Source organism: Deinococcus phoenicis (assembly GCF_000599865.1).
Lineage (GTDB): Bacteria > Deinococcota > Deinococci > Deinococcales > Deinococcaceae > Deinococcus > Deinococcus phoenicis.
This window is the reverse complement of sequence record NZ_JHAC01000017.1, coordinates 102,312-112,500: the sequence shown is the minus strand read 5'-3', so window position 1 is coordinate 112,500 and position 10,189 is coordinate 102,312. Positions and strand designations below refer to the sequence as shown.

General features: G+C 74.0%; 2 protein-coding genes (1 of these 2 running past the window's edge). One reads left to right on the top strand and one right to left on the bottom strand.

Annotation, left to right across the window (positions count from 1 at the left end):
• A protein-coding gene (locus tag DEIPH_RS05640) for an acylphosphatase (RefSeq protein ID WP_081790811.1) crosses the window boundary here: on the bottom strand, window positions 1-142 show its 5' portion. The gene continues 122 nt to the left of window position 1, outside the view; the window shows 142 of its 264 coding nt (coding positions 1-142); it begins with the start codon at window positions 140-142; its stop codon lies beyond the left edge, outside the window.
• A gap of 158 nt (window positions 143-300) precedes the next feature.
• Between DEIPH_RS05640 and DEIPH_RS05635 the strand changes: the two genes are divergently transcribed.
• Window positions 301-10,098, top strand: coding sequence for a translocation/assembly module TamB domain-containing protein (locus tag DEIPH_RS05635; protein ID WP_081790800.1), 9,798 nt, complete (start codon window positions 301-303; stop codon window positions 10,096-10,098).
• Window positions 10,099-10,189: the final 91 nt, after the last annotated feature.

The window sequence follows — 10,189 nt, the reverse complement described above, 5'->3', positions numbered from 1 at the left end:
AACCTTCCGCCACGACCTCCACCCGCCCGTCGAGCAGGTTCTCGGCGCTGCCGGAGAGGCTGAGGTCGCGGGCATGGCGCTGCACGTAGCGGCGGTACCCGACGCCCTGGACGGTACCGGTGACAAGAGCGGTCAGGCGCATGGGGGGCATGGTAGCGGGTCGGGGCGGGGCCGGAGGGTGCGTTTCTGACGGTCGGGTGAGGGCTTGCGGCGGGGCGCTCACCCGCCGGGCTGTAGAGTGGGGAAGATGCCCGCCCGCCCCGTGTCCAGCGCCCTTTTTCCCCCTCCGCCGGTCCGCGCGTGACGGAGACGCCGCGCCCCGACCCGGCCCCGGCACTGCCCGCCCGCCCCGCGCGGCGGCGCTGGCCGTGGGTGCTGCTGGTGGTTGCCGTGCTGCTGGGGCTGGCCGCTTGGTTCGCCCCCGCGCTGCTGGGCCAGTGGGCCTTGAAACAGGTGAGCGGCGGGAACATCCAGGTCACGGCGCAGGGCGTCGGCGGGCCGCTGTGGTCCCCCAGTCTGCAAGGCGCGGAAGTGAAGCTGCCGGGTGTGGACGCCGTGGCGGGTCAGGCGAGCGTGAGCGTGGCGGGCGTGGACCTGCGGAACAAGACCGTGCGCCTGAACGTGGCCGCCCGCGACGCGACCGTGAACCTGAGGCTGAGGGAACTGCTGGCGGGTGAGAAAGGCCAGGGCGGCAAGGCGGGCGGAGGCTGGAAGGTCGTGCTGGGCGGGGTGGACGTGCAGCGCAGCCGGGTCAACGTGGACGGCTCGGGCGTGAACATCCCGGATGGCCGCTTCCGCGTGACGCGGGGTCAGAACGGGGCGCTGGCGGTGCGCGGCCAGACCCCCGACGGCGACCTGAACGCCGACGTGACCGTGAAACCGGGAAATGTCTTCGTGCTGGACCTGAACGCCGACGCACGGGTGCTGAACCACTACTGGCACGGCGTGACGGGCGGGCGCATCACGGGCCGTTACGTGCTGGGGGGCGGCGAGCCGGTGCGCGGCGACCTGAAGGTGACGGGCGCCAGCATCCGCGTGCCCGAAGCCCGCTTCGTGACGGTCCGCGACATTTCCGGCACGGCCCTGCACCGGGGCAACGACATCACCCTCAACCTCGCCGGGCGCGGCTGGGACGGCCCGCTGACCGCAAAGGGCGGCGTGGACCTGAAGGCGAAGCACTGGACGGTCACGGCGGACGCCGCGCCAACGGTTCGCGGCTTGGCACACGCCCTGGGCACCACCGGGGAAGGTGACCTCAGCCTGCGCGTCACGGCGGGCGGCTGGAGCACCGTGCGCGTGAAGGCCTACGGGAAGGGGGCGGGCCGCCTGGCGGGGGTGCCCTTCCGCGACCTGAACGCCGAATACACGTACCTCAACCGCGACGGGGCGGGCGGCTCGGCAGGGCAGACGAACGACCTGGCCTTCAGCGCGAAGACGGCGCTGGCAGGGCAGCAGACCCTGAGCGGGCGCTGGGCCTTTGGCCGCGCGGGCGAGGCGACCTGGGCCGGAACCTTCGCCGGGAAGCCGCTGGACGTGACGGCGGACATCGACGCCCACAACGAGCTGACGCTGGCGGGACAGGGACTAGGCGGGCCGCTGGCCGGCACCCTGAGCCTCAAGACCCAGAACCTGAGCGCCACCCTTCACCCCACCTACGGGGCGGCGCGGGCACAGGTGGCCCTCAGCGGCCAGCCGGGCGACCTGCGCGCCGTGGTGACGGACGGCGCGGCCGGCCCCTTCGCGCTGGGCGGCACCGCGCGGCTGAACAGGGAGGGCCTGAAGGCCGACCTGGGCAGCGTCACGCTGGACCTGGACCGCAACTTCCGGGGGGGCTGGACCGCGCGGAACCTGACCGGCGCGGGCGTCACGCTGAGCGGGCAGGGCCGCCTGGACCTGACGGGTGGGGACGTGGCCGGCACCCTCACGGCGAACGTGCCGGGCGTACCGGGGACACTGAGCGGGCCGCTGAACGTGAACTACCTGGAGCAGCGCGGCACCTTCACGCCGGGGGACCAGCGCCTGACCTGGCGCGGAGACGCCTTCACGCTGGAGGCGCGAAATCTCATGGTGGCGGGCGGCGTGCGCGTGAATGGCACGGCGACGGTGACCAACCGGCTGCGCGCCACGGGCACCCTGACCGCTGCCGGCAACGGCTTCAACCTCACCGCGACCGGGCTGGGCGAGACGGCGCGGCTGCGGGGCACGGCGGGCGGCGTGACCGTGCTGGCCGACACCCGGCTCGCGCAGGGCTTCCGAACGACCGCCCGCGTCCAGGGCGCGGACATCCAGGGCACGCTGAGCATGGAGGACGGCGTGCGCTTCACGCTGACCACGGCGGCCAGCACTGGACAGAGCCGCACGGCGCGCGGCGTCCTGAACGGCCAGGACTGGGACGTGACCGGACGGGTGAACCTCGCCGCGCTGCGTCCGCTGGTCGGCGTGAAGGACCTGGGCGGCACGCTGGACCTCGCGCTGGCCGGGCGAGGGGGGACCGCCCGCGTGGACGGAACAGCCGCAGGGGCGAAGGTGCGCGGCACCCTGACGCGGACAGGCGGGGCCGTCCAGGCCAACCTGAACGCGGCCTTTGCGGACGCCACGGCCCACCTCAGCGGGCAGGTGTATCCGAACGTACAGGCCAGCGGGACCGCCTCCTGGCAGGGGCAGACGCTGAACGCGGCCCTGAGCGGCGAATACGGCAACCTGAGGGCACGGCTGACGGGCCGCACCGGCGAACTCTCCTTCGCGGGCGTGACGATTCCGGGGCAGGCCGTGAACCTCTCGGGTACCCTCACCCCCGCCCTCACCGCCAGCGGCACCTGGGGCGACCTGCGCGCCACCTACGAGGCCCGGACCGGGCTGCTGGCCGTCTCGGGACAGCAGACGCTGACCGCCTTCGGACAGGTGGGGCGGGTGCGGGGGCAGGCAACCTGGGGGCCAGGCCCCAACAAACAGAACTTCCGGGGCACGGTCGACGCCAGTGGCGTGCTGGACCAGTACACCGTCGCCCTGCGCGGCCCCTGGCAGAACCTGAACGTGCTGCTGACCGACGGCGAGGGCCTGCGCGCGACGGGCACGGCGGCGCTTCCGGCGGGCCGCTACGACCTGAACGTGCGCGGCCCGGTCGCGGGCCTGTACGTGGACGGCCACGTCTCCGGGACGGGCACGGAACCGCGCGGCACGGTGGACGTCTTTGACGGCTCGGGCGGCAGCGCCCGCGTGACCCTGCGCGGCTTTTCGGACTTCGACGTGCGCTCGCGGGGCCTGACGCTGGCCGGGCAACGCGTGGGCGGCGACCTGACGGCCCGGAATGGCGTGCTGACGGGCAACCTGACCGCCGGACCGCTGCGCCTCACCGCTGGCAGCGGGCGCGTGAACGCGGCGGGCGAGATCGCGGGCCATACCGTGACCGCCACCGGGCGGCTGACCCTCCCCGCCACCCTGGAAGACCTGCGCGTGAATGTGACCGGCCCGTATGTCACGGCGCAGGCGACCGGCGGCGTGGCGAACCTGCGCGGCACCCTGCGGGTCAATCCCCAGACCTTCGGGGAGGGGGCCACGCGCGTCACCCTGCCCACGCAGACCCTCCCGCTGACCGCCTCGCTGACGGGGGGCCGGGCGACGGTCGGCGGCCTGACCTACCTGGCGGGCAACTGGAGTGGGGCGGCGGACCTCCGCTACGCGCTGGCCGGGCAGCCGGGCACCGTGCGGCTGCTGGGAGAAGGAACGCGGCTGACCGCCGTGCCCTCCGGTCCGGTCGCGGGCCGCGTGACGCTGCTGCCCGCGCTGGGCGGCACGCTGACGGCGAGCCTCTCCCCCCTCCTGCCGCTGCTGCCCACCGAGCTGCGGGCAGAGGTGGTGCCGGGGCAACTGGTGGCGACGCTGGACCGGCAAGGCGCGGCACTCACCACACGGGGCACGCGCTACCTGGGCGACCCGCTGGATCTCACGGCGCGGGTGGGCTGGGCGCGCGGGCTGACCGCCTCGGGCACGCTGACGCACCCCGGCAGCCGCATTCCGGTGCGCTACGACGGGCGGACCCTCAGCGTGAATGGCGCGGTGCTGGATGCGCGCGCCCTGCGCCCCTGGCTGGAGGCGACCGGCAGCGTCACGGCAAACCTGACCATCCCCAGCCTGGCCGCTCCCAGCCTGAACTTTGCGCGGGCCAGCGGGCGGGCGCGCGTGAATCTCGCGGCGGCGGGGCAGCGGGCCATCGGCAGCGTCACGCTGGCGCGGGGGCAACTCGCGGCCGACCTGACCAGCGACCTCGCGGGCCTGAGCGTGCGGGTGCGCGGTCCCCTCTATCCCCGCGCGAACGCCGTGCTGAACGTAGGCGATGTGCGCGGCACGTTGAGCGGGAACGCGGCAGATACGCTCACCCTGCGGGCTGCCGGGACGTATCAGGGCCGCGCCCTCGACCTCACCGCCACCGGGCAGGCCCTCACCGGGCCGGACGCCGCCGCCACGCTGAACGCGGTCGTCGCGGGCGCGAGCGTGAATCTGAAGCTGAACCGGGCGGATACCGACTGGCGGGTGGCGGGCAACTTTGACGCCCCGGACCTCCAGGCACTCGCGGGGACGGCGGGGCACGTCAGCGGCACCGTCACCGGCACGCTGCGCGACCTGCGCGTGAACGCCGACGGAACTGCGGCGGGTGCGGCCTTCCATGCCCCGGCCACCTACGCGGGCGGCGTGCTGCGGGTGCAGGGGGCGACGGCGACGCTGCCCTTCGGCACGCTGCGCGCGAGCGGCCCGGTTTTTCCCACCCTGAACCTCAGCGCGAAGGCGACCCTGACGGACTATATGCCCGGAACGTACACCGTGCAGGCGCGCGGCCCCCTGGGCAAACCCGACGTGCGGGCACAGGGAACCCTGACCGGCGCGGCGGGCGGCCTCCAGGCGAGCGGCACCGGGCTGACGGCGCGGCTGCTGGGCAAAGACTGGAAGGCGACCTTCAGCGGTGAGGCGCTGGCCGGGTTCGCCCGTGGGCAACTGGGGTCGGGGGCGCTGGGGGGCTTGCAGGACAGCCGCCTGAACGTCCACGCACCCTTCGTGAGCGGAGACACGCGCGTGCGGCTGGACGGCGTGACCGGCTGGAACGCCCGCAGTGGGTGGCTGGGGTCGTTGCGGGCCATCGGCAACGTGCCGGGCGGGGCGCTGGACGCGACCTTGAAAGGTGCGGGCACCCTCGCGCTGACCGGCAGCATCGGCCCGGCGAGCGTGGCCGGCACCTTCCCCGCCGACCTCCCGCTGAAGCCGGGGGGCACCGTGGACCTCACTGCGCTGGACGTGGGGGCGCTGTGGGGCCGCGCAGAGCAACTGCGCGCCACGGGCCGCGCGACCCTGGCGGGCGCGAGCTGGAACAGGTTCGAAGCCAGCTTCGCGGGCCGCCTGGCCGACGCGGGCGGCGACCTGACCGGCGACCTGGGCGCGACGTACCGCGCCGGGGACGTGACGGTACGCCTCGCGGGCGAGCGGCTGGCCGGCGGCGCGACCCTGAGCGGGGGGCGCTACGAGGCCACCCTCAAGGCCGAACCCGTCCGCCTCGCCCGGCTGTTGCCACCCGCCTGGGATGTGGATGCGCTGACTTTTGCCGGAACGGTCCACGCCTCGGGCACCCTGGCGGGCGGACCTTCACTGGTGCAGGCCCAGAACCTCGCCTTGCGCGGCGAGCAGGGCACGGCGGGGCCGTTCAGCCTGTATGGCCGCGCGAACTATCTGCGCCGGGCCGGGCAACCCGACGTGCTGGAGGCCGCGCTGGACGGCAGCCTGCGCGGCGGCGTGCTGAAGGCGGCGGGGGCGCTTCCCGCAGGCGTGCGCGTGACGGCGCGGAACGTGAACGCGAACGCCTGGGGCGCGGGCCTGGTCAACGCCGACCTGACCCTCAGCGGCCCACTGGAGGACCTGCTGGTGGCCGGAAATGCCTCCTCCGTCACCCCCAACTTCGACGCGCGGGTCGCCCTCTCCGGCCCGCTGCGGGACGCCCGTGCCAACGCCCGCGTGACCCTCAAGGGCAAAGGACAGGCAGGCATCCTGTACGCCGACGCCACTGACCTTGACCTCGCGGCGGGCACCGTGCAGGCGCGGGTGTACGGCACGGCGCGCCAGGGCGAGAACACCGTGCGGCTGGACCTGAACGGCCAGTGGCCCCGGCTGACGGGCACGGCGACCGCGACGCTGCCCGGTCTGCCCAGTCCCCTCACGTTGACCGGAGACGGCCAGGGCGGCTACGCGCTGAACGCCGGAACGCTCGGCACGGGCCGCCTCACCCTGACGCCCGGCCAGGGCTTCATTCCCGCGCTGGCCGGACAACTCAGCCTCACGCCGCTGGCGCTGGTGAACGGCACGGGCACGGCGGCGGCGGACGTGACGCTGACGGGCACGCTGGTCGCCCCACGCCTCGCCGGAACGCTGACCACGCGCGGGGCGGCCATGTCCGGCGTGCAGCTCGCCGACACCAGTGGGGCCTTCACCGGCACGCTGGACGGACTGCGCGGCACGTTGACGCAGGCCGGGACCACCGTCGCCACGCTGGAGGGGCAGACGCTCACGCTGAACGGGCTGACGGCGAATGCGGCGGGCAGCACCCTGCGGGCCAGCGGGACGGCGCGGCTGAACGGCACCGCCGACCTCACCCTGACCGCGAGCGGCGTGCTGGACGGCAACGTGCACGCCACCTATCAGGCCCGCGCCCTGAGCGTGGACGGCACCCTGGGCGGGCAGGGGCTGCGGGCCGCGCTGGACGTGAACGCCGACCCCTTCACCGGCTGGCACGGCACCGCGCGCGTGACCGGCGGCCCGGACGGGGTGCTGACCGACGCCGCAAACCTGAAGTTCTCCGGCCCCCTGGGTCATCCCCTGGTCACGGGCGAGGCCGGCGTGCTGGGCGCGGGTGCCCGGCTGGTGGCGAATGCCGACGGTGTGCAACTGCGGCTGGTGGACGGTTCGGGGGCCACCGCAAGCGGCGTGCTGGAGGTGCGCCCGGACGCAGGCGGCCAGTGGCGCTGGCGGGGCACGGCGGCCCTGACCCGACCGGAACTCAGCCTGAGCGTCACGCCGACCGGACCGCTGGCCGACCCGCAACTCACGCTGAGCGTGCGGCGGGGCGAGTGGCGCGCGGCGGGCACGGCCAGCCTGAAGGCGGCGGACCTGGACGTGACGGACGGCCTCACCTCGGGGCGCGTGACCTGGAACGGGGAGACGCTGCGGGCGGACCTGCCGGGCCTGGACCTCGCCCGCCTGGAGGTGCCGCGCGTGACTGGCAGGCTCACGGCGAACGGCGCGGTGGGCACCGCCACGCGGGACGGGCGCGTGGACCTGCGCGTCACCAACGTCACGACGGGCTATGAGGTGCCCTACCTGGGCCTCCCGCTGACCGGAGACCTGGCTGCCAGCGTGACCCTGACTGGCGGCCAACCGCGCGTGCAGGCGAGCGCCACCCTCCCCTCCGGCGTGGTGACGGTGAACGCCACCCAGGGCGAGGGAGGCTGGACGGGCAACCTGACGGGAACGCTGGGGCGGGAGAACGGCACCCTCACGGCGAACGTCACCTCCGGCCCGGCAGGGCTGACCGGTGCGGTCACGGCGGCGCAGTATCCCCTCAGCGCGCTGGGGCAGGACGTGCGGCTGGCGGGAACGGTGACGCTGGGCGGACAGACCTTCCAGGCCAACCTGACGGCGGGGAACGACATGGGCGAGGCGGAGCTGACCGGGAACGGCGGTCTGGCGGACCTGCTCCCGGCCCTGAGCGGCCTGACCACCGTGCGCCCCACCGGCGGGGGCTACCGTCTGCGCGCCCTCCTGAACGACGTGGAAGTCGGCAAGCTGAACATCGCGCCGGGCCTCGCGGGCCGCGTGAACGGCGAGGCGAACATTCAGGACGGCGGCGGCACGGTCGTGCTGAGCAGCCCCGCGCTGCAAATCGGGCAAAAGCAGCTCGGCGCGCGCGTGGAAGGCACGCTGGTCGGCGGCGACTGGCGCATTCGCGGCTTCCTGGGCGAGACGGACTTTTTCGCCAGTCTGACCGGCGGCACGCTGAACGGGCGCGCGACCCTACAGGCGCTCCCGCTGGGCGCGGTGGTCGCGGCCTTCACCGGTACCACGGTCGGTGAGGGAGTGGTGACGGGCGTGGCCCGCTTCTCGGTGCCGCTGGCCGACCCGCTCGCGGGCAACGCCACGGTCGTCGCGGAGCGCATCCGGGTCACGGCCACCAGCGGCACGGGCGCGGACGCCGTGACCGAGACGCTGACCGGCACCGGCACACTGGACTATGCGGCGCGCGAACTGCGGAACGTGAACATCCAGCTCGCGGGCGCGGGCACCTGGGACGTGCGCGGCGGGTACACGCGGTCTCGGGTGGACCTCAGCGCGCAGTTCACCGACACCACCTTCACGCCCGTGCTGCGGCTGATTCCGGGGCTGGCCGAACTCACGCCCAGCCTCAAGGGCAGCGTGACGCTCACGGCGGCGGGCACCTACGACCGCCCGCGCGGGCTGCTGCGCGCGCAGAACCTCGTCGGCAGCGTGGCCGGCCTGAGTCTCCAGATTCCCAGCTTCGCCGGTGACCTGCCGGATTCCGGGGCGTTCACGGCGGGTGGGCGCGTCCTGACGGGGGGCACGGTCGGCAGCGACGGCCGCGTGGACCTGGGGGGGCAACTCACGCTCGGGAAGCTTTCGGGGACGCGGGCCACCTTCACGGGCCTGCTGGCCCCGCAGGCGCTCGGCGCGCTGCCCAACACGACCGTCACGCTGGCACAGGGCGAGGGAATGCGCTGGACGCTGAACGCCCAGAGCCGCAGCGCCGCCACCGCGACCACCCCGGCCGGCACCCTCCGCGTGACGGGTACGGTCGCGCCCCGCCCCGACCTCACCCTGACGGCCCGCAACTACAACCTCCCGCTGGCTGCCGTCTACGCGCGCGAGAGCGTGCTGAACGCCGACTTGCGGGCAGCGGACGACGGCACGCTGATTCACGTGAGCGGGGCCGCCAACTTCCTGCGGCTCACGCTGGGGCGCACGAACGCTCCGGCGACCATTCCCGCGCCGGGCCAGAGCCAGCTGGGCGGGCCGGCTTCTGCCGGCGGGCGCACCACCGACAACTACCCCAGCCCGCTGCCCGAGGAATACACGACCTTCCCGAAGCCGCCCACGGACACCCCCGGGGCGCGGCCCGCGCGGCCCTTCCTGGAACGCATCGTCTTCGAGGACATCCCGGTTCAGGCTCCTAACGGCATCCGGGTGGACGAGGCGCTGGCCCGCGCCGAGTTCAGCGGGAACCTGGTGCTGTCGGGCACGGGCGCGCGGCCCCTGCTGCGGGGCGACATCCTGGCGCAGCGCGGCACCCTGTTCCTGCGCGAGAACGAGTTCACGCTCCGCAGTGGGCGGGTGGCCTTTTCCGGCGAGGGGATCTTGCCGACCTTCGCGGTCCTGGCCAGCGGCAGCGTGACCGACAGCAGCAGCGGGCAGCGGGTGCCCGTCACGCTGGACGTGCAGGGCGAGTTCAGGCCCGCGACCAACGGCCAGGACGTGCTGAACCTGCGGACCACCCTGAGCTGCGCGGCCACGGCGGGCACCGCCTGCACCGACCCGGCCACCGGCAATGCCTACACCGAAGCCCAGCTCTATGCGCTGGTCGCCACCGGTGTCCCGAACCTGGAGGCCCTGCCCCAGAACCTGGCCGCGCTCGGCACCAGCGCCCTGCAAACGGCCCTGAACGTGTTCGTGCTGGGCGAGCTGGAGCGCAACGTGGCCCGCGCCCTGGGTCTGGACGTGTTCCGCCTGACGCCCAATCTCGCCACAGCGGACGGCTCGCTGGGCGCAACCCTGACGCTCGGCTCGTACCTGACGCGCGACCTCTACTTGCAATATCAGGTGGACCTCAACGGCGAGGGCCTGCTGGACGCGACCTACAGCACGCCGGACGGCCGCGTGACCTTCAAGGTCAGCACGCCCCTGAGCGGCCTGAACCTCCAGTCGGTCCGCCCCAGTTTCAGTGCCGCCTACAACATCAACCGCCGCGCCAGCATCAGCCTGGGCGTGCAGAACGACGAGGACAGCACCAAGGTGCGCTTCGGGGTGACGTACCGGCTGTTGACCCGGTAGCGGCCCGCTTCCCGCCGCCAGCCAAGAAGAAGGCCCCGGCAAAAGCTGGGGCCTTCTCTTTTTGAACGTCGTAGCGGGAAGCGGGCCGCTC